The 18,532-nt window shown below is 63.7% G+C and carries 17 protein-coding genes; 14 read left to right on the top strand and 3 right to left on the bottom strand.

Annotated features, from left to right (window positions below):
• Positions 1 to 25: 25 nt before the first annotated feature.
• Positions 26 to 1,276: an ATP-binding protein gene (locus tag IQ26_RS15065; RefSeq protein WP_145718510.1), complete on the bottom strand. Its 1,251-nt coding sequence runs from the start codon at positions 1,274 to 1,276 to the stop codon at positions 26 to 28.
• Positions 1,273 to 1,947 (bottom strand): winged helix-turn-helix domain-containing protein, encoded by a 675-nt coding sequence (locus tag IQ26_RS15060; RefSeq protein ID WP_145718508.1) that lies wholly within the window; start codon positions 1,945 to 1,947, stop codon positions 1,273 to 1,275. Before IQ26_RS15060 ends, IQ26_RS15065 begins: the two co-directional genes overlap by 4 nt.
• Here IQ26_RS15060 and IQ26_RS15055 point away from each other — a divergent pair.
• The 13 genes from IQ26_RS15055 (at position 1,946) to IQ26_RS14995 (ending at position 16,229) form a co-directional block, all read left to right on the top strand.
• Positions 1,946 to 2,146, top strand: a complete 201-nt coding sequence (locus IQ26_RS15055) for a hypothetical protein (protein WP_145718506.1) — start codon at positions 1,946 to 1,948, stop codon at positions 2,144 to 2,146. The two genes, IQ26_RS15060 and IQ26_RS15055, sit on opposite strands and share 2 nt — an antisense overlap.
• Positions 2,136 to 3,302: an efflux RND transporter periplasmic adaptor subunit gene (locus IQ26_RS15050; protein WP_145718504.1), complete on the top strand. Its 1,167-nt coding sequence runs from the start codon at positions 2,136 to 2,138 to the stop codon at positions 3,300 to 3,302. Before IQ26_RS15055 ends, IQ26_RS15050 begins: the two co-directional genes overlap by 11 nt.
• A complete protein-coding gene (locus IQ26_RS15045; protein WP_145718502.1) occupies positions 3,299 to 6,421 on the top strand; it encodes an efflux RND transporter permease subunit in 3,123 nt (1,040 codons plus the stop codon). The genes IQ26_RS15050 and IQ26_RS15045 overlap by 4 nt, the downstream gene beginning before the upstream one ends.
• A gap of 191 nt (positions 6,422 to 6,612) precedes the next feature.
• Entirely contained in the window at positions 6,613 to 8,079 is a 1,467-nt protein-coding gene (locus IQ26_RS15040; RefSeq protein ID WP_145718500.1) for an efflux transporter outer membrane subunit, read from the top strand.
• Positions 8,080 to 8,201: 122 nt separating this feature from the next.
• Entirely contained in the window at positions 8,202 to 8,534 is a 333-nt protein-coding gene (locus IQ26_RS15035) for an ArsR/SmtB family transcription factor (RefSeq protein WP_145718498.1), read from the top strand.
• A gap of 13 nt (positions 8,535 to 8,547) precedes the next feature.
• Positions 8,548 to 9,054: an arsenate reductase ArsC gene (locus IQ26_RS15030; protein ID WP_145718496.1), complete on the top strand. Its 507-nt coding sequence runs from the start codon at positions 8,548 to 8,550 to the stop codon at positions 9,052 to 9,054.
• Positions 9,055 to 9,067: 13 nt separating this feature from the next.
• Complete coding sequence (gene arsB / locus IQ26_RS15025; protein ID WP_145718494.1) at positions 9,068 to 10,177, top strand: ACR3 family arsenite efflux transporter; 1,110 nt, start codon at positions 9,068 to 9,070, stop codon at positions 10,175 to 10,177.
• Positions 10,174 to 10,596, top strand: coding sequence for an arsenate reductase (glutaredoxin) (gene arsC / locus IQ26_RS15020; RefSeq protein ID WP_145718492.1), 423 nt, complete (start codon positions 10,174 to 10,176; stop codon positions 10,594 to 10,596). Before arsB ends, arsC begins: the two co-directional genes overlap by 4 nt.
• Positions 10,597 to 10,689: 93 nt before the next feature.
• Positions 10,690 to 11,418 (top strand): arsenical resistance protein ArsH, encoded by a 729-nt coding sequence (arsH, locus tag IQ26_RS15015; RefSeq protein ID WP_276316427.1) that lies wholly within the window; start codon positions 10,690 to 10,692, stop codon positions 11,416 to 11,418.
• A gap of 153 nt (positions 11,419 to 11,571) precedes the next feature.
• Positions 11,572 to 11,892: an ArsR/SmtB family transcription factor gene (locus IQ26_RS15010; protein WP_145718488.1), complete on the top strand. Its 321-nt coding sequence runs from the start codon at positions 11,572 to 11,574 to the stop codon at positions 11,890 to 11,892.
• A 51-nt stretch (positions 11,893 to 11,943) separates the two neighbouring features.
• Entirely contained in the window at positions 11,944 to 13,383 is a 1,440-nt protein-coding gene (locus IQ26_RS15005; protein WP_145718486.1) for an NAD(P)-binding domain-containing protein, read from the top strand.
• A complete protein-coding gene (gene arsK, locus IQ26_RS15000; RefSeq protein WP_145718484.1) occupies positions 13,380 to 14,618 on the top strand; it encodes an arsenite efflux MFS transporter ArsK in 1,239 nt (412 codons plus the stop codon). Before IQ26_RS15005 ends, arsK begins: the two co-directional genes overlap by 4 nt.
• Before the next feature lie 111 nt (positions 14,619 to 14,729).
• Positions 14,730 to 16,229, top strand: a complete 1,500-nt coding sequence (locus IQ26_RS14995) for a helicase HerA domain-containing protein (RefSeq protein ID WP_145718482.1) — start codon at positions 14,730 to 14,732, stop codon at positions 16,227 to 16,229.
• Positions 16,230 to 16,362: 133 nt separating this feature from the next.
• Here the strand turns inward: IQ26_RS14995 and IQ26_RS14990 are convergent, their stop codons facing one another.
• Positions 16,363 to 17,880: a hypothetical protein gene (locus IQ26_RS14990; RefSeq protein WP_145718480.1), complete on the bottom strand. Its 1,518-nt coding sequence runs from the start codon at positions 17,878 to 17,880 to the stop codon at positions 16,363 to 16,365.
• Positions 17,881 to 18,220: 340 nt separating this feature from the next.
• On the opposite strand from IQ26_RS14990, the gene IQ26_RS14985 reads away from it, so the two are divergent.
• On the top strand, positions 18,221 to 18,532 hold a 312-nt coding region (locus IQ26_RS14985), incomplete at its 3' end, for an IS5 family transposase (RefSeq protein WP_145718733.1).

The raw sequence follows: 18,532 nt of genomic DNA, 5'->3' as shown, positions 1-18,532 counted from the left end.
GCGATCTTGATGTCGAGCGGTCCAGTCAGGAAATGGCGTCGAAAACGACCTTCTGCGAAAGACCGCCGCCGGCGCGGTTTTCCAGTGTGACGGTTCCACCGTAGCGTTCGATGATTTCCCTGGCGATGGCGAGGCCTAGCCCGGCCCCCGGAATGGATTGCCGGCGGCCGGGATCGACCCGAAAGAATGGCTCGAATGCCTTGCCCAGCAGTTCCGGCGGAATACCTGGTCCGCGATCGGCGATGGTGAGGATGGCGTGATTGCCCGTTGCGGAGAGAGAGATGCTGCAGCCCTTGCCGTGGGTGGCGGCATTGACGATCAGATTGCGCAGTGCCCGGCGAAGGCCGAGCGCGCCTGCCTTGACCGAGACCTTGTCGAGATGCGCGATCGACACGGCGTGACCGAGCGAAATCATCTCGGCCTCGATGTCACGGACCAGCCCTTCGAGGTCGATCGGCTCGACGGCGTCCTGGTCGACCTCCTCGCGCACCAGGCGGATGGCGCTGTCGGCGATGCGGTCGAGCTCCTCGAGATCGTGCAGCCATTTCTCGCGTTCTTCGTCAGCCAGGAACTCGGCGCGCAGCCGCATGCGCGTCATCGGTGTTCTCAAATCATGGCCCGCCGCAGCGACGAGGCGCATGCGGCTTTCCATGGCCGATTTGAGCCGCGCCGAAAGCTGGTTCAGCGCCCGTGCGGTGGCGCGGACCTCGCCGGGGCCCTCCTCTGGCAGAGGGGCAAGAATGCCATCCGGCCCGATGCGGACTGTCGCGGATTCCAGCATGACCAAGGGCCTCGTCAGCACCGTCGCGAAGTAGAGCGAAACGGCGGTGGCGCCAAGCACGATGAGCGTGATCCAGCCGGCCAGGACCAGCCAGCGGTTGGCCGGCGGCGAGAAGTCGGGAATATCGACGGCCATCCAGCGGCCGTCCGGGAGTTGCACCGAGGCGACCATGCCCTGTTTGCCCTCGACCCGCACGACGGTGGCCGGAAACGCTGCCCCGCGGTGTTCCAGCGCTCGGTTGAGAAGACGTGTTGCGCGTTCGTCTTCCTGCCCCTTTGCCGGCTGATCACCAAGCTCGATCTGGACATCGCTTGCGCTGGCGACATGGCCGGGAAGCGACTGCGCCAGCAGCCTGATCTGCCGGGCGACCGGCTCTATCGTGGCTTCGGGTGTTGGTCCTCGCACCACACTGACGACCGCAAGCGTCGCCAGAGCCACCACACCGACGATCGACGCTACCAGAAGCAGCGCAATCCGCGCCCTGAGCGAGGTCATGCCGGCGCGTCCACGGTCTCGACGCGGACGGTCAACTGGTAACCGCCATTGCGCACGGTCTTGAAAAGCGGCGCTGCGGCATTCTCGCCAAGCTTGCGCCTCAGCCGGCTCATCAGCACGTCGACGGAGCGATCGAGCGGCTCACGCTCGCGCCCTTGCGTGATATCGAGAAGCTGGTCGCGCGACAGAACGCGGCCTGGTCTGTCGACAAAGACCTGAAGCAGGTCAAACTCCGCACCGGTCAGCTCGATCGCCTCTCCCTTGGCATTTGCAATGCGGCGGATTTCCGGCTCCATCGTGTAGCCGGCAAAGCGATAGACGCGGGCCATGGCGGGTGCCGCCTGCTCCTGCGCCGAGCGCCGCAGCACGGCGCGGATGCGGGCGGTCAGCTCACGCGGGTTGAACGGCTTGCCGAGATAGTCGTCGGCGCCAAGCTCCAATCCGATGATGCGGTCGACATCCTCCTTCAGCGCCGTCAGCAGGATAACGGGAATGTGGGGTTTGCTATCACGCAGGGCGCGGCAGATATCGAGCCCCGAGCCGTCGGGCAGCATGACGTCGAGCACGATCAGGTCGAATTGGCCGGTGGCCAGCCTGTGCTCGCATTCGCGCCGGTCCGCTGCCACCTCGACTGATGAGACCGGCCGTGGGCCGATGAGAGAGGACTTCATGTGGGAGATGTTCGTGACGATGCGGCTGCTGATGGCGGTCGCGCCTGAGCAGCGGCGCGGAACCGTGACGGCGCTGCGGTCGCTGCAGGCCTTCACTGGAGCGACCAGGCTCGTCTTCGGCACCTGGCGCCTTTCGCTCGGCGTTCCCCATTTCGAGAAAACCAGTTCAACCGACGACGAAAAGACCCATGGCCGCTAGATCATCGCGCAAGAAATACCTGCTGCTTTTGGCCGTCATTCTGGCCATCGCGATTGCCGCCATGCTCAAGGCCTATGGGCGCGGTACTGTCGATGCGAACGGGGCCGATGCGACCGCGGACAAGACACCTGTACAGGCTGCCTCGCTGACAGTTTCGGTCGAAAAGGTGCGCAAGGATGAAATCGCCTCGGCGATCACCGCCACCGGCACGGTTCAGGCATGGCAGGAAGCCACGATCGGTTCGCAGACGAGCGGCCTGCAACTGACCGAGGTTCTCGTTGCCGAGGGCGATCATGTCAGCAAGGGCGATGTGATCGCGTGTCTCGACGATACCGTTCTGAGAGCCGAGCTCGCCGAGCAGAAGGCAGCCGTCGAGCAGGCGCGTGCCACATTGGAGGCGGCCGAGACGGCTTCGGCGCGCGCCCAAAAGCTTATCGCCAGCAACGCGATCAGCACTGAGACGGCCGAGGAAAGAGCGACGACGGTCAAGACCAGCCGGGCACAACTCGTTCAGGCGCAGGCTGCTGCGGACAACATCGCCGCACAACTCGCGCGGACCGAAATCCGCTCGCCCTTCGACGGTACGGTTTCCACCAGGCCCGCAGTCGCCGGTTCCATCGTTCAGTCCGGCACGGAACTGATGAGGATTGTGCGCGACGGCAAGGTCGAGGTCGCCGTCCAGATGCCCGAGAAGGATCTGGCTGCTATCACCGCCGACCAGGCGGCGACGATTACCGACGCCTCCGGCAGGGCGTTTTCCGGCAGGGTCAGCTCGATCGCCGAGAAGGTCGACGGCACCACCCGTCTGGGTACGGTCTATGTCGCGGCGCAGGACAATTCCGGGCTCAGGCCCGGCATGTTCGCCCGCGTCTCGATCGCCACGTCTGCGGCACAAGTCCTCAATGTCGCGGAAAGCGCGCTGACCTGGCGCGACGGCAAGCCAAGCGTCTTCATCGTCGGTCAGGACGGCAAGGTCGCGGCCCGCGCGGTGGAGACCGGCAGCCGCAAGGACGGCCGCGTCGCCATTGTCTCCGGGCTGGCCGAAGGCGACCGCGTCGTCGTCTCCGGCGCAGGCCTGCTCAATGACGGCAATCTCGTTCGCGTCGCGGCGGACGATGCCGGCCAGGCCGCATCGAGCACGGAGACGGCGCGATGAACGCCATTTCCTCCTGGTCGATCCGCAATCCGGTTCCGACCATCGTATTGTTCCTGTCGCTGACGATCGCCGGCCTTTACGGCTTCATGCAGCTCAGAACCAACAACATGCCTGACATCGATCTGCCGACGGTCACCGTGACGGTGACGCAGACGGGCGCCGCACCCAGCGAGATGGAAGTGCAGGTCGCCCAGGTCATCGAGAACGCCGTGGCAAGCCTGGACGACGTCTCGACTGCGCTCAACGAAGGCTCCTCGGTCACATCAGTCGAATTCACGCTCGATACCGATCCCGAAACGGCCACCAACGACGTGCGCAACGCGGTCTCCAGCGTCCAGTCCAGCCTGCCGGCCGCTGCCACCACGCCCGTCGTGACGAAGGTCAATGCATCAGGCAATTCGGTGCTGACCTATGTGGTCGAGGCGCCGGCCATGTCGCCCGACGCGCTGAGCTGGTACATCGACAACGACGTCGCCAAGGCGATGCTGGGCGTCGATGGCGTGTCCAAGATCACCCGTTCGGGCGGCGTTGACCGGGTCATCCGCGTCGAGCTCGATCCCGACCGCCTTGCCGCGCTCGGCATCAGTGCCGGCGATGTCAGCCAGACGCTGGCTGCCATCAACGTCAATCAGCCGGGCGGCCGCACCACCATCGGCAGCCAGGAGCAATCGGTTCGCACGCTGGCCAGTGCCCAGACCGTCGAGGCGCTGGCCGATACACACATCGCGCTTGCGGGCGCCGGAGACGTCAAGCTCTCCGACCTCGGCACGGTGGTCGACAGCTGGGAAAAGCCGCGCCAGGCCGCCTATCTCGATGGCAAGCAAGTCGTTGCCTTCAACATCTACCGGTCCGTCTGTTCAAGCGAGATCGACGTGGTCAAGGCCGCGCGTGGCGCGATTGCCGAGATGGGCACCAAGACAGTTGCAGCCAAATTCACAGAGGTCACCTCGTCTTCCGGCTTCGTCCAGGAAAGTTACGATGCCGCGTTCGAGGCGCTGTGGCTTGGCGCGCTGCTCGCCATCGGCGTCGTCTGGCTGTTCCTGCGCGACATCAGGGCGACGCTGGTATCCGCGGTCGCCATGCCGTTGTCGCTGATTCCGACCTTCGCGGTGATGGCGGCGTTCGACATCTCGCTCAACAACATCACCTTGCTGGCTTTGTCGCTGGTGGTCGGCATCCTCGTCGACGACGCCATCGTCGAGATCGAGAATATCGTGCGCCACATGCGCCAGACCGGCGCCAGCGCCTATCAGGCGGCGATCGAAGCCGCCGACGAGATCGGGCTTGCCGTGGTGGCGACCACCGCCACGATCGTCGCCGTCTTCCTGCCGGTGGCCTTCATGCCCGGCATTCCCGGAAAATTCTTCTTCAGCTTCGCGGTTGCGGTTTGCGTGTCGGTGCTGTTCTCGCTGCTGGTGGCGCGCATGCTGACGCCGCTGATGGGCGCCTACCTCGTGCGCGCCGGCGGTCACAGCGAGGAGGACACGCCGGCCTGGGTGCCGACCTATCTCTGGCTGCTGCGCATGTCGCTCGACCATCGCTGGATCACGCTTGTTGCCGGCATCGCCTTCTTCGCCGGTTCGATGGCGCTGGCGACGCAGCTGCCGACCGAATTCATGGCGGCGACCGATCGTGGCCGCTCGATGATCTCGGTCGAGTTGCAGCCCGGCTCGACGATCGAGCAGACGACGGCCGTGGTGCAGGACATCACCAGGCGCCTGGAAGGCGAACCGGCGGTCGACAGCATCTTCGCCACGATCGGCACGGCGGCCGAGTCGGGCGGCGGGCCGACCCGCGGATCGACATCGGCCGAGGTGCGCAGTGCCAATGTCACCGTCAATCTGAAGCCGCGCGACGAGCGGACGGTCAGCCAGCAGGAATTCGAGGCCGCGGTCTCACCGAAGCTCAACGACATTGCGGGCGCCCGCATCCAGTTCGGCGCTGATGGTTTCTCTGGCGCCAAGGTGTCGATCACGCTGGTCGGTGACAATGGCGATGCGCTGCAGCAGACCAGCGATGCGCTGATCGACCAGATGAAGTCAGTCCCCGGCCTCAGTAATCCGACCTCGACGGCCGCGACCACCAAGCCGGAGCTGATCGTGCGCCCCGACAGCGCCAAGGCGGCGGAGCTTGGCATCACCCCGACCGAGATCGCCGAGACGGTGAAGATCGCCACCGTCGGCGATACCGACACCAGCCTGCCGAAATTCAATCTCGGCGACCGCCAGGTGTCGATTGTCGTGACCTTGCCCGATGGCGCCATCGACGATCCTTCGAAGCTCGCCATCCTGCCGCTGACCGGCAGCAAGGGCACGGTACCGCTTGCCGCGATCGCCGACATCAGCTTCAGCGCCGGCCCGAACAGCATTGCGCGGGTGGATCGCAGCCGCAGCGCCACCGTCGAAGCGGATCTTTCCGGCATCACCCTCGGCGAGGCGACCACCGCGATCCGCGCCCTGCCGGCAATGCAGAACCTGCCCGAGGGCGTGCATGAACTGGCGCGCGGTGATGCTGCCCGCATGCAGGAACTGTTCAGCGGATTTGCCACGGCAATCGCCGCAGGCATCCTGCTGATGTACCTGACGCTGGTGCTTCTGTTCCGGAGCTTCGTGCAGCCGGTGACAATCCTGGTCGCGCTGCCGCTCTCGGTTGGCGGTGCGCTCGGCTTCATGCTGATCACCGGCAAGGCGCTTGGCATATCGCCGCTGATCGGCCTGTTGATGCTGATGGGGATCGCCGCGAAGAACTCGATCCTGCTGGTCGAGTATGCGCTGATCGCCGAACGGGAACGCGGCATGAGCCGTTTCGAGGCGCTAATCGATGCCGCCCGCAAGCGGGCGCGTCCGATCGTCATGACGTCGATCGCCATGGGCGCCGGCATGCTGCCGATCGCGCTCGGCATCGGCGCCGATGCCGAGACGCGGGCGCCGATGGCCATTGCCGTTATCGGCGGGTTGCTGTCCTCGACCGTGCTCAGCCTGATCTACGTGCCGGTGGTCTACACCTTCATGGACGACATCCAGCGCCTGCTTAGCCGCCATCTGCGCAAGCTGCTGGTGGAACGATCCGATGCGGAGGCAGCAACTGAGCTGCCGAGCGCTCGCACCGAAAAGGTGTAATCGGAACGCCGGTCACGAAAGCCCGCCGCCGTTTCCTTCGCCGCCTCACCGCCGAGTCTGCGAAACGCTGGTGGACGCGCCGGCGGATGCCGGTGGCAAGCAACAGTCAAATCGGAATTGAGGGTAGACGTATGAGAAATGAAGGCCGAGTCGGCTCGACGGCAGGAGCGTCCGCGAGAACACCGGCAGGGATGCGAATTGCTGTCCTGATGCTGACCGCGACAGCGCTTGCGGGATGCGTCGTCGGCCCGGACTATCGGAAACCAATTCTGGCGATGCCGGCGATATGGAGCGGCCAGAAATCGTCAAAGCCCGTCAAGCCGCCGCAATTGTCGAAATGGTGGCAGCGCCTGCGTGATCCCCAGCTGAATGCGCTTGTCGACGAGGCGGTTACCGGCAATCTCGACGTTGCCACCGCGAAAGCCAAGATTCGCGAGGCGCGCGCCAGCTATCGACAGAGCGCCGGCACATTGTTCCCGTCCGTCGACGGCTCCGGGTCCGCGACCCGTAACAAGGACAGCTCGTCCACATCGAGCGGAACCGCCAGCGATGCCTATAGCCAGTACCAGGCCGGCTTCGACGCCAGTTGGGAGCTCGACCTGTTCGGGGCCAATCGCAGGAACGTCGAAGCCGCCCGCTACGGGATGGATGCGTCCGAGGAAGAGCTTCGTTCGACGCTTCTCACCCTGATCGGCGATGTTGCATCCTATTATGCCGAGGCGCGCGGCTATCAGGCGCGCATTGGCCTCGCCCGGCGTGCAGCCGCGTCGCAAATGCAAACCGCAGCGCTCACCCGCACCATGCAGCAAGCCGGCATGTCGACGGCGGCGGATGTTGCGAAGGCGATGGGGCAGGCAAGCAGCACGGAAGCCGACGTTCCGACGCTGGAGGCAAGCTATGCCGAAGCGGTGCAGAGGCTTTCCGTGCTCACGGGACGCCCGCCAGCGGTACTGACCGAGCGGCTGAAGCGCGTTGCGCCGATACCAACGCCGCGTCTGCCCATCCCGACCGGGATTCCCGCCGACATTCTACTCTCCCGCCCCGACGTCCGTATGGCGGAGCGGCAGTATGCGCAATATACCGCCAAGATCGGCCAGGCTGAGGCGGCTCGCTATCCCAGCGTGAGTCTGACGGGAGACATCGACACGACCGCCTTCAAAGTCGGCGATCTCGGCAAGAATTCCACGATCGGCTGGTCCTTCGGGCCGACGCTCAGCGTGCCGGTGTTCAACGGTGGCCAGTTGAAGGCCGCCGTCGAGGTGGCGAGAGCCCAGCGCGATCAGTATTTCATCGCCTACAGATCGTCCGTGCTGACGGCGCTCGAGGACGTGGAAAACGCACTCGTTTCGCTGCGCCAGGAGCGAATCCGGAATTCCAAGCTTGCCTCCTCGGCGAAATCCTATGGCGACGCCGCGCGCATCGCGCGTACTCTTTACAAGTCTGGGGAAACGAGCCTTCTCGATGTGCTGGACACCGAACGATCGCTCTATTCGGCCGAGGACGATCTGCTGCAAAGCCGCATTGCAATTGCGACCGACTACATCGCCCTCAACAAGGCGCTCGGCGGCGGCTGGGATGGCACAATCGATACCGCGAAGCCCGAGATCGACGACGTCAAGACCGGCCCGCGCCTGGCGTCGAAGCCTGTGACGCAGTGAAGAACGTGCGCCATATTTCCCCGCGCTGAACAATTGCGGGTGAAGATGATGAACTGCTTGCCCGTGTCATCCGGCTGTCATATGTTCGCCGTATACATCCATAATTCCGGATTTAAAGATACATGGATAAGAACACCGCCCTTCTTGCATTGGCAGCCCTTGGCCAGGACACCAGGCTCGAGGTGTTTCGTCTCCTGGTCCGGGCGGGTGCAGACGGCGTGCCAGCCGGCGAGATCGCCTCGCGCCTCGATACGGTGCAGAACACCATGTCGGCGCACCTGAAGGTCCTCGACCATGCCGGCCTCGTGCGTGCCGAGCGCGACGGCCGGACGATCCGCTACGTCGCCGACATGACCGGCTTCCGCGACCTGCTTGCCTATCTCATGGAGGATTGCTGCAACGGTGCGCCGGAGCTGTGCCGGCCCGTCATTCAAGCTGTCACTTGCGAATGTTGAAGGAGGATGCGCGATGAGTGAGCCATACAACGTTCTTTTTCTCTGCACCGGCAATTCGGCACGGTCGATCCTTGCCGAAGCGATTCTCAATCGGGTCGGAGCCGGCAAGTTCAAGGCATATTCGGCCGGATCGCACCCGAAGGGAGAGGTCCATCCGTTCGCGCTCCAACTCTTGAAGACCCTCAACCACGACACGTCCTTCGCCCGTTCGAAAGACTGGGAGGAATTCGCGGTTCCCGGCGCCCCGGAAATGAACTTCGTTTTCACCGTCTGCGACAACGCGGCCAATGAATCCTGCCCGGTCTGGCCAGGACAGCCGATGACGGCGCATTGGGGCGTGCCCGATCCGGCGGCCGTGGAAGGCACCGACGCCGAAAAGCATCTGGCCTTCGCCGAAGCCTATCGCATGCTCAACAACCGGATCTCGATCTTCGTCAGCCTGCCGATGAACATGATCGACAAGCTCGCCCTGCAGAAACGGCTGGATGAAATCGGCCGCGATCTACCGAAAGCCGGTTGAGGAGGGACGCATCGTGACAGATCACGTTCTGAACGCGGGCGAGGCGCCGCGACCCGGTATCGGTTTCGTCGAAAACTATCTGACGGTCTGGGTGGCTTTGTGCATCGTCGCGGGTGTCGCGCTTGGCCACCTGCTGCCGGGCGCGTTCTCCGCGATCGCGGCGGCGGAGGTCGCGAAGGTCAACCTTCCCGTAGCCGTGCTGATCTGGTTGATGATCGTTCCGATGCTTCTGCGCGTCGACTTCGGTTCGCTTGCCAAGGTCGGAACCTATTGGCGCGGTATCGGCGTGACGCTATTCATCAACTGGGCCGTGAAACCGTTCTCCATGGCGCTGCTCGGCTGGCTCTTCGTCGGCTGGCTGTTCCAGCCCTTACTGCCCAAGGCGCAGATCGATTCCTATATTGCCGGGCTGATCATTCTCGCCGCTGCCCCGTGCACGGCAATGGTGTTCGTATGGTCGAACCTGACGCGTGGCGAGCCGAATTTCACGCTCTCGCAGGTCGCGCTGAACGATGCGATCATGATCGTCGCGTTCGCGCCCATCGTCGGGCTGCTGCTCGGTCTTTCGGCGATCACCGTGCCTTGGGGCACGCTCGTGTTGTCCGTCGCACTTTACATTGTGCTGCCGGTCATCGTCGCTCAACTCGTTCGAGGCCGGCTGCTGGCGACGAAGGGGCAGGCCGCGCTCGACGCGCTTCTCGCAAGGATGCAGCCCTTGTCACTCTTTGCCCTGCTGGCGACGCTGGTGCTGCTGTTCGGCTTTCAGGGCGAGCAGATCATTGCCCAGCCACTGGTGATCGCGCTGCTGGCGGTGCCGATCCTGATCCAGGTCTATTTCAACTCCGGACTTGCCTATCTCCTCAACCGCATGTCCGGCGAGCGGCACTGCGTGGCCGGGCCATCCGCCCTTATCGGCGCGTCGAACTTCTTCGAGCTGGCCGTTGCCGCCGCGATCGCACTGTTCGGGCTGAACTCGGGCGCCGCGCTCGCAACGGTTGTCGGCGTGCTTATCGAGGTGCCCGTCATGCTGTCGGTCGTGTGGATCGTGAATCGAAGCAGGGGCTGGTACGAGCAGGGCGCCGCGGTCAGGAACACGATGTCGACGGAAAAGGCCGCACAATGACCATCACCATCTATCACAACCCCAACTGCGGCACCTCGCGCAACACGCTCGCCATCATCCGGCAGTCCGGCGAAGAGCCTGATGTGATCGAGTATCTGAAAAACCCGCCATCGCGCGAACGGCTGGTCGAGCTCATCGCGGCGATGGGGATGACGCCGCGCGAATTGCTGCGCGAGAAGGGCACGCCTTACGCCGACCTCAATCTCGGCGATCCCAAATGGACCGACGACGAGATCGTCGACTTCATGCTGGCGCATCCGATCCTGATCAACCGGCCGATTGTCGTCACGCCGCTCGGCACCATGCTTGCACGGCCGTCCGAGGCGGTTCTCGACATCCTGCCCAACCCAAATACCGGCCCCTTCACCAAGGAGGACGGCGAGGTGGTCATCGACGCCGAGGGTAAGCGCGTCGTCTAGATATTTCGACATTTTTCGAATTTGCTTTGACACAGTGACAAGCTGTATCTATCTATTTCGATGAAATTCGAAATATGAAAGAAGCCTTGGATCATGACAGTAGCCGACCATGCAGGGTCCCTTCCGAACATCCAGATGGAGCAGTTCCCGGCGATCGATGAATCGGCGCTGTTCAATGTGCCCGTCGCCGCTCACAAACCTCGAATTTTGATGCTCTACGGCTCCTTGCGGGAGCGTTCTTATTCCCGGCTGGCCACTGAGGAAGCTGCACGTATCTTGACCTGGCTCGGTGCCGAAGTCCGTATCTTTAATCCCGCTGGTCTGCCGTTGCCGGATTCGGTGCCTGCCGATCATCCTAAGGTGAAGGAGTTGCGTGAGCTGTCGCTGTGGTCGGAAGGTCACGTCTGGTGTTCGCCCGAACGCCACGGTTCGATGACCGGTATCATGAAGGCGCAGATTGATTGGCTGCCATTGTCGCTGGGCGGGATGCGGCCCACTCAGGGCCGGACGCTTGCCGTCATGCAAGTTTCCGGCGGCTCGCAGAGTTTCAACGCCGTCAACCAACTCCGCATCCTCGGCCGCTGGATGCGGATGGTCACCATCCCCAACCAGTCGTCGGTGGCCAAGGCTTTCAACGAGTTCGACGAGGCCGGCCGCATGAAGCCGTCACCGTACTATAATCGAATCGTCGATGTGATGGAGGAGCTGATGAAGTTCACGCTGCTCCTGCGGGATCGGTCCGGATATCTCACGGACCGTTACTCCGAGCGCGTCGAAAGCGCCGAAGAGGTCGCCAAGCGGGTCAACCAGCGGTCGATTTGAGGGTGATTGCCGATCTTCGGAGTCGCAGCTTGGGGGGGCACGGTCATCCTGATCGGCCATCACAAGCGTCGCGGCTGGATACCGGTATACAGTTATTTCGAGAATTTTCGAATTAGCATTGACGGGGCATCGTTTCGGCGCTAGTTTATTTCTATGAAACTCGAACAAGCAGCAAAACAGCTCGAAGCGCTCGGCAATCCGACGCGGCTCAATCTCTATCGCACGCTGGTGAGGGCAGGTGAGGCCGGGCGACCGGTCGGATACCTGCAAGAGACGCTCGGCATCGCTGCATCGACCCTGTCCCATCATCTCCACCGGCTCATCCTGACCGGCCTGGTCACCCAGGAACGTCAGGCAACGACGCTGATCTGCCGCGCCAATTATCCGGTGATGGACGATCTCCTCGGTTTTCTCGCCGACGAATGTTGCGCCGATGCCGCATGCGGCCCGGCTGTTGGCGAGGCGGCCGCGTAGTTCTTTTTTTGGTGGATATTTCCATAATCCTAGAAACATAGAAGGTGTATCATGGTTCCCAGCAGCAATCTCCCGGTCGCCATCATCGGCGGCGGACCTGTCGGCCTGGCGGCCGCCGCCCAGCTTGTCAGCCGCGGTCTCCCGGTCAAGGTTTACGAGGCCGGTTCCGCGGTCGGGTCGAACCTTCTGGACTGGGGTCATGTGCGGGTCTTCACGCCGTGGCGCTATTGCGTCGACGTGGTCGCCCGGCAGCTTCTCGAGAGCCACGGCTGGCAGATGCCGGAGCCGGAGGCGTTCCCCACGGCCGGAGAGATCGTCGACCAGTACCTCGCGCCGCTCGCCAAGCTTTCCGAACTGGCGCCGTCGATCGAGACCAATGCCCGTGTTGTCGCCATTTCCCGGTGGGGGGCCGACAAGGTCTTGAGCAAGGCGCGGGAGACGCGGCCGTTCATACTTCTGGTCGAAACGGCCGCGGGCACGCGCCGGGATAGCGCTCGTGCCGTGATCGATGCGTCCGGCACCTGGCAAACACCGAACCCGCTCGGCGCGGGCGGCTTGCCGGCCGAAGGTGAAAGGGAATTTGGAGACCGCATCGCCTACGGCATACCGGATGTTCTCGGCCGCGACCGTCATCTCTATGCAGGCCGCACGACATTGGTTGTGGGCGCCGGCCATTCCGCCGCCAATGCCTTGCTGGAACTGGCCAGGCTTGCGGAAACCGAACCGGGCACCTCGGCACTGTGGGCGACGCGCAGCACCGACCTCGTCCGCATCTATGGCGGCGGCGATGCCGACGCCTTGCCGGCGCGGGGCGAGCTTGGTTCCGATGTCCGGGAACTCGCCGAGAGCGGACGCGTCCGGCTGGTGACGGGCTTTGCCACGGTCGCCATCCGCGAGGTCGACGGCCGCCTGGTTGTCGAAGGCCAGACAAAGGACGGATTGCGCACGCTCGGTCCCGTCGACCGGATCATCGCCGCGACTGGTCAGCGCCCCGACCTCGCCTTGACCCGGGAGCTTCGGCTGGACCTCGATCCGTGGCTCGAAGGCGTCAAGGCGCTGGGGCCGCTCATCGATCCCAATGAACACTCCTGCGGCGACGTGCCTCCGCACGGTCACCGCGAGCTCAGCCATCCCGAGCCCGATTTCTACACGGTCGGCGTCAAAAGCTACGGCCGCGCGCCGACATTCCTGCTGCTGACCGGCTATGAGCAGGTTCGTTCGGTCGCCGCGGCGCTCGCCGGCGACATGGCTGCCGCCGATGCCGTGCAGCTGGTGTTGCCCGAGACCGGCGTCTGCACGGTGCCGGTATCTGTTTCAGGCGCGTCATCCCAGGGTTGCTGCGGCGGACCAGCGCCGGCCTCTGTCGATGCCTGCTGTGTCGACGACGCCACGGCAAAGGCGAGCGGCAAGTCAGGCTGCGGCTGCGGCAGCACCCAAGCGATCGCCGCGGCGCGCAGCGGCGATCTCGAGATCGCGGACGCCGCCGAATGAGCGACCGGAAGATCCCGGCTGCCGCGCTCTGGGCGTTGGGGCTGACGCAGATCATCGGCTACGGCACGCTCTACTACAGCTTCAGCATCCTGGTGCCGTCGATCGCGCTCGAGTTCGCCTGGCCGGAGCAATGGGTTTTTGGCGCCCTGTCGGCGTCGCTGCTGGTGGGTGGCCTCTTTGCCCCCACAGCCGGGCGCTGGGCCGATCGCTTCGGCGCCGGCCGGGTGATGACCTTTGGTTCGGCAGCGGCCGCGGCAGCGCTTGTCGCTTGCGCGGCGGCGCCCGGCCGGGTGACCTTCGTGCTGGCCCTGGTGGCCATGGAACTGGCGTCCGCCTTCGTTCTCTACAGCGCCGCTTTCGTCGCGATCGTCCAGATCGGCGGAGCCAAGGCGCTGCGCAGCATCACCCATCTGACGCTGATCGCCGGCTTCGCCTCGACGCTGTTCTGGCCGTTGACGGCTGCGCTGCACGAATACCTGACCTGGCGCGAGGTCTACCTGGTCTTTGCCGTCATCAATCTCGCCATCTGCCTCCCCATCCACGCCTGGCTGGCGCGGCTGTCGCGTCGGACAGGCGAAAGCGCTTCGGCGACACCTGCGGCCATCGGGCCGGCCGGCGGTCCGGTTGCCTTCACCCCGCGTGATCGCAGCAGAGTGTTTCTGCTCATGCTTGGCGGCTTCGCGGTCGAGGGTTTCGTGCTGTCCTCGATCCTCGTTCACATGGTCCCGCTGACGGCGGCGCTCGGGCTTGGCTCGGCCGGGCTTGTCGTGACCACGCTTTTCGGTCCGTCCCAGGTGGCAAGCCGGCTGATCAACATGCTGTTCGGCAGCCGGTTGGCGCAGAGCTGGCTCGCGGTCATCGGTGCGACACTGCTGCCGCTCGGCCTTGTCGTCCTGCTGGCGACGACACCATCGGTGCCTGGAGCCGTCGCCTTCGTCATCCTGTTTGGATTGGGTTCGGGCCTCGCCAGCATCGTCGGCGGCACGCTGCCCCTGGAACTGTTCGGGCGGGAACGCTACGGCGCACGGCTCGGCTGGGTGACTGCCGCGCGTCAGTTTTCCTCGGCACTTGCACCGTTTGCCCTTGCCATGGCGATGGCAGGCATGGGCGTCCAACCATCGCTCTGGTTGACCGCTGGGGTCGGCATGCTCGGCATACTGGCTTTCTCGGCGATCGTCCTGATCAAGCGACAGCCTCTCGCGCATGATTCCGGAATGCTTACGTCTGCGAACTGACCATCAAGGCCTCGGCGGTGTCCATCTGTGCGCAACACCGAGCGGCCGGCCATGCGCGCTCGACGGGCTGCGATCGGGTTGATAAGCCCTCTCCTCAAGGAGAGTCGAGACATGACCGTTGCGATCGAGATGGGCCACACGACCGCGGGCGCCCCGGCGGCCCTGGATCTTGAGGAGCTGCTGGCGACCCGCCTGCTGGTGCAGGGCAATTCGGGCTCCGGCAAATCCCATCTGCTGCGCCGGCTGCTGGAGCAGAGTGCCCCCTGGGTGCAGCAAACCATCATCGACCCCGAAGGCGATTTCGTGTCGCTGGGCGACCGTTTCGGCCACCTGGTGATCGATGCCGAGGAACATACCGAGCGCGGCCTGCAGAGCGCCGGCGAGCGGGCGCGCATCCATCGCGTCTCGACGGTGCTCAATCTCGAGGGGCTCGACGCCGAGAACCAGATGCGGCGCGCCGCCGCCTTCCTCGGCGGGCTTTTCGAGGTCGCCCGCGACCACTGGTACCCGATGCTGGTGGTGGTGGACGAGGCGCAGCTGTTCGCCCCGGCGGTTGCCGGCGAGGTTTCGGACGAGGCGCGCAAGCTCTCGCTCGGCGCCATGACCAATTTGATGTGCCGTGGCCGCAAACGCGGGCTTGCCGGGATCATCGCCACCCAGCGGCTGGCCAAACTCGCCAAGAACGTCGCCGCCGAGGCTTCCAATTTCCTCATGGGCCGGACTTTTCTCGACATCGACATGGCGCGCGCCGCCGATCTTCTCGGCATGGAGCGGCGACAGGCCGAGGCCTTTCGCGACCTGGAGCGAGGGCAATTCATGGCGCTGGGCCCGGCGCTGTCGCGCCGTCCGCTGGGACTGCGCATCGGCCCGACGGAGACAAGCCCGCGCAATGGCACCCCGCGCCTGATGCCGCTGCCGGAAGCAGCGTTGGAGGATGCCCGCGCGATCATCCTGGCAGCGCCGCCGCCGGAAACCGTCCGGCCGCAGCGCCGGTCGTCGCCGGACCTGCTCGATCAACTCATGGCGGCGAAATCGGCGGCGCTGGAAATCCGTCCTGAAGCGGTGGAGCCGCCGATCAGCGCCGAGGATCTGGCGGAGCGGCGCGAGCGGGTGGACCGCGTCCTGCGCGCCGTGCTGGCGCAGCCCGACGCGGGTTTTCGCGTCATCGGCGTGCTCTATCAGGAGTTCGTGGTCCGCTGCCGCATAGAGGGCCTCGCCTCGGTCGTGCCGGACCTGCCAGAGTTCCGCCGCATGCTGACGCGCGCCCGCGCCGGCCTCGGCTCCGACATGGCAGGCGATGACGCGTGGCAGGACGTCTCGGTGCGCGCCTCGCTGCTGCCCGAGGATATGCAGGGCGTGTTCATGATGATCGCCCGCGCGGCGAAGGAGGGCTGGCCCTGCCCGAGCGACGCGGCGATCGCCCGCGCCTACGGCTCGCACTCGCTGCGCCGCGCCCGGCGCCTGCTGACCTATATCGAGGAGCAGGGGCTGATCGTCTGCCAGCTTGACGGGGTTGGAAGGCGGACCGTGACGCTGGTGGAACTGGCCTGGGCGACGGCACCGGGGGATCCTAATGCGGAGGAGGCGGAGCAGGGGAGTTTGGCTGTGTGAGGGGGTGGAGTGTGGCAGGTCAGAAGGACTGCCCACTGCGCCAGCGAGAGCGAAAAGAATGGGCGGTGGCGAAGTCTTTTTGCGCCAACGGCAAGGCAGACTTTGTGGCTTGTCTACGCCGCGGACGCGCGTCCTATTTCATTTCAACCAGTTCGAGAAGACGCATAAACCTACGATCACGGGTAAGGCCAGGGTTCTTTTCCTCTATCAGGTCAAGTATCTGCGCTAGTTCATTAGGAGCAGCTTCCGGACTGTTAGGGATGATGGCGTCCAGCATCTCCAGGACTGCTTGAGGGTGATTGGCCGTCATTGGCTGTTCGCCTCCGACCTCCCTAGCGAATTGATACAACCAGTGAATGTCGCGCTCCACCGGCACCAAAAACCGCCGCACGGCTTTCAAAATCTTTGGAAAATCTTCGCCCGTGCTATCGAGTAAGTTTACCCATGACGAAACCAAGGACGACGTCCGGAATTTCCGCTCCCGTGGCCAGACTTCTTCGATAAACGGAATGACATGGTTTCCCCATCCCTTCTCGCTCCGCTTACCGATTTGACCAAGCCGGAAGATAGCTTCCTGACGACTTCGGTCGTCCATGTTTCGTAAGCATTGGCGAGCCTCGTATCGATCCAAACCGTCAGGCCGGTCGCGCCGCATTGTGCCCAGCTCTACCACCATCTGGGCAGCCACTTCGGCAAGATGACGATCCCAACTCCATTGATAGATCGCCGGAAACAGCTGAATGAGCATTGGCTTCAGCCGGATGCCAATCTCCTGGGGTGGAAATCTTGCCGCAGAAAGGTACCCATTCCATGCGGGCTCGGCTGAAGGATGTTCGAAGTAGAACCAAGGCATCATCCGATCCATGACCCACACTGGATCGAGATAATGAAGCCAGCTTACCTGATGCGTCAGGATTGCGACCGCATGGTCTGCGCCCTCTCCGGGAGCCACAAGCAGTCGTTCGATCCGTGACTTGAACTCATCCGGTATGCCACGGCCTTGCGGAGGTTTCAGCGAGTTTAATGCGCGAAGTAGCCCCTCAGTTGCTTCGCCAATAGGTCCGTTCATTGCGTGACCGTGGGTCCGCCGAGACTTCTGGATGATTTCATGCCCCACTCGCGTTTCCCCCATCCCGCTCCCTGTGGCTGAACCTCCGTCGGAAACGAGGCCGGCAATCACATGATCGAAGGTGTCCCAAGCGAGGCGGCTGTCGAACTCAAAGGATTTAGTGAACTTATCCTCGACCCATCTGCCTAGGGTGTGCCGAACCTCTCTTATGCTGACCTCGGGCAACCGACTCAGTCGGTTCAAGAATGCGCGGTAGAGCCTTGGCTTGGTATCCTCAGGCCAGTCGCGGATCAGGGCGGACCAGAGCGCTTGCGGGTACGCGCCATTTCGCGCAGCAAAGGACAGTGACGCCAACGCTTTTCTGGGGTTGGTTTTCACGAGTCCTGTGAATGGGCGTTTTTCCGTGAAGCTCCCGAAGTCGCGTTGAAGGCCGGCCTGAGCCCGTTCCGCAATTTCGTTGATCGGCAAGTCGATCACGGCGTCAGGCGCCTCGTCAGTACCTACCCAGCCGCCATGCATCCCGTTTTCGATCGCAATGCTCGATGCTGCCCCTTCGCGCCATTCAGGCAGTGCCGAGATCATTTCTTCTAGGCGCTCTTGCTGTCCCGCTGACAGTCGTCGCCCTCGAATGGTCAACCACCTAGTGTAGCGGGCGGCTAATTCATCTCTGATCTTTGGGTACTCATCGTCAGACCAGTGAGACAACCTATTCGGCCCTGCGAGCAGGCGGTCGGCCAAAGCTAGTCGATTCGCCTCAGAGAAATCCTCCCATCGGTCATAGGTCAAGAACAAGAGTTCCCGTCGAACGTCGAAGTCCCAGAAACAGTCCTGTTCGAGTCCGAGCACTAGGTTGAGAACTCATACAATTGACTGATTTTCATTGATATTCTTCGCCCTCAATGAGTCGCTGGAGGCCGAAGTGATGTCGAAGAGCTTATTTTGGTTGTCGGATGAGGCGTGGAGTGCGATGGAACCGCATCTTCCTCGCGGCAAAGCGGGGAAACCTCGGGTTGATGATCGCAGGGTGATTTCGGGCATCCTGCATGTTCTCAAGACCGGCTGCCGCTGGCGCGACGTGCCTGCAGCCTATGGTCCGCCAACCACAATCTACAATCGCTACAACAGGTGGTCGCAGCGCCGCATCTGGCAGCGTATCTTCGAGAAGATGGCGGCTGCCGGGCCCGTTCCGGATGAGCTTTCCATCGATAGCAGCCACGTCAAGGCGCATCGCTCT

The organism is Mesorhizobium tianshanense, assembly GCF_007830515.1.
GTDB classification, from domain to species: domain Bacteria; phylum Pseudomonadota; class Alphaproteobacteria; order Rhizobiales; family Rhizobiaceae; genus Mesorhizobium; species Mesorhizobium tianshanense.
This window is presented reverse-complemented; position numbering and strand designations above follow the sequence as displayed.

Excerpts from the sequence above, each read along its gene's own strand:
- IQ26_RS15065 (WP_145718510.1), bottom strand. The coding sequence starts at position 1,276 with ATGACCTCGCTCAGGGCGCGGATTGCGCTGCTTCTGGTAGCGTCGATC.
- IQ26_RS15055 (WP_145718506.1), top strand. The coding sequence starts at position 1,946 with ATGTGGGAGATGTTCGTGACGATGCGGCTGCTGATGGCGGTCGCGCCT.
- IQ26_RS15060 (WP_145718508.1), bottom strand. The coding sequence starts at position 1,947 with ATGAAGTCCTCTCTCATCGGCCCACGGCCGGTCTCATCAGTCGAGGTG.
- IQ26_RS15050 (WP_145718504.1), top strand. The coding sequence starts at position 2,136 with ATGGCCGCTAGATCATCGCGCAAGAAATACCTGCTGCTTTTGGCCGTC.
- IQ26_RS15045 (WP_145718502.1), top strand. The coding sequence starts at position 3,299 with ATGAACGCCATTTCCTCCTGGTCGATCCGCAATCCGGTTCCGACCATC.
- IQ26_RS15040 (WP_145718500.1), top strand. The coding sequence starts at position 6,613 with ATGCGAATTGCTGTCCTGATGCTGACCGCGACAGCGCTTGCGGGATGC.
- IQ26_RS15035 (WP_145718498.1), top strand. The coding sequence starts at position 8,202 with ATGGATAAGAACACCGCCCTTCTTGCATTGGCAGCCCTTGGCCAGGAC.
- IQ26_RS15030 (WP_145718496.1), top strand. The coding sequence starts at position 8,548 with ATGAGTGAGCCATACAACGTTCTTTTTCTCTGCACCGGCAATTCGGCA.
- arsC (WP_145718492.1), top strand. The coding sequence starts at position 10,174 with ATGACCATCACCATCTATCACAACCCCAACTGCGGCACCTCGCGCAAC.
- arsH (WP_276316427.1), top strand. The coding sequence starts at position 10,690 with ATGACAGTAGCCGACCATGCAGGGTCCCTTCCGAACATCCAGATGGAG.
- IQ26_RS15010 (WP_145718488.1), top strand. The coding sequence starts at position 11,572 with ATGAAACTCGAACAAGCAGCAAAACAGCTCGAAGCGCTCGGCAATCCG.
- IQ26_RS15005 (WP_145718486.1), top strand. The coding sequence starts at position 11,944 with ATGGTTCCCAGCAGCAATCTCCCGGTCGCCATCATCGGCGGCGGACCT.
- arsK (WP_145718484.1), top strand. The coding sequence starts at position 13,380 with ATGAGCGACCGGAAGATCCCGGCTGCCGCGCTCTGGGCGTTGGGGCTG.
- IQ26_RS14995 (WP_145718482.1), top strand. The coding sequence starts at position 14,730 with ATGACCGTTGCGATCGAGATGGGCCACACGACCGCGGGCGCCCCGGCG.
- IQ26_RS14990 (WP_145718480.1), bottom strand. The coding sequence starts at position 17,880 with ATGATCTCGGCACTGCCTGAATGGCGCGAAGGGGCAGCATCGAGCATT.